Annotated in this window: 1 protein-coding gene; it reads left to right on the forward strand. The window is 36.9% G+C overall.

What is annotated here, in order from left to right:
• Nucleotides 1-78 precede the first annotated feature (78 nt).
• Nucleotides 79-1,149 (forward strand): redoxin domain-containing protein, encoded by a 1,071-nt coding sequence (locus AC04Q1_RS26435; RefSeq protein ID WP_478367517.1) that lies wholly within the window; start codon nt 79-81, stop codon nt 1,147-1,149.
• Nucleotides 1,150-1,267: the final 118 nt, after the last annotated feature.

Raw genomic sequence — 1,267 nt, forward strand, 5'->3', positions numbered from 1 at the left:
AACGGTACGTACAGTGGTGTGAGAGGACAGATAGGGAACTAATCCCTATCTTCCTACTCGATATTAAATTTTTTTTAGATGAAACGTTCTCTTGTATTCAGTTTTTTCTTTTGTCTTGCATTGGGAGCCTTTGCACAGAAAACTTATTTAGTTACCGGAAACTTTAAGTGCCCGTATGATGGCCTGTTATATTTGGTTCATGGCGATGAAAAAGATTCAACTATCGTTAAAAACGGAGCTTTTTCTTTTAAAGGAAAAGCCGATTTACCTGTATTTTCCTACGTGTATTTTAAAAACAAAACAACGGTAACGCTTGATCCATTTTATATAGGGGATGGTGATGTTGTTATAGAACTCGATACTGTAACTAAAAGCGGACTTAGAAAAAGCGGCAAGTTTAGTTACATAAGTATGCAGACCAAGTTTTTAAAGAAAAGCCTAACAGATAAGTTGATTGATTCTGTATCAGGCATAATAGCTGAACGAACCAAAACTGTGGTTGATCAAGTAGCTAAAAATAGCGAAATTAAAAAGATTGTATTGGATTTTTTAACTTCACAAGCCAATACAATGGCCAGTACTGTTATCTTAAAAAGGAATACGGGAAGTTTTACTCAGGCTGAACTTGAACAAATCCATCAAACATTCAGTGCAAAAATTAAAAATACAACTGAAGGGAAGGATGTTCTGGGGGCAACCATTAAGTCGGTTGCGATTACAGTAGGGCAAAAGATACCTGACTTTGAACAAAGTGATGTTAATGGAGAACAGGTTTCAATTCAGTCATTCCGCGGGAAATATATGTTAATTGATTTTTGGGCTTCCTGGTGTATACCATGCAGAAAGGAAAATCCTGCTGTGGTAGCTGCCTATAAAAAATTCAAAGATAAAGGCTTTGGAATTTTAAGTGTATCGTTAGACGATAAAAAGCAGAATTGGCTTCATGCGATAAAGGAAGATAAACTTAACTGGCTTCATGTGTCTGATTTAAATGGGTGGAATAACGAGGTTGCCAAAAGGTTTAATATCCGCTCCATTCCTGATAATATCTTAATTGATCAAAATGGGGTGATTTTAGCGAAGGGACTGAGGGGCGAGGCATTGGAAAAAAAACTCAATGAGATTTTTTCTATAAGTAAAGTGGATTAATCTGAATTTTTACGATATTAGTAAAGGCATCCCAACCAAAAGTTGGGATGCTTTTTTTTTGTCGTGCGCCGGGCATGGCAATCGACTATAGGGTTAGAGTCCCGAACACGCTTAGCAG

It is taken from the genome of Pedobacter humicola (genome assembly GCF_056490705.1).

Excerpts from the sequence above, each read along its gene's own strand:
- AC04Q1_RS26435 (WP_478367517.1), top strand. The coding sequence starts at position 79 with ATGAAACGTTCTCTTGTATTCAGTTTTTTCTTTTGTCTTGCATTGGGA.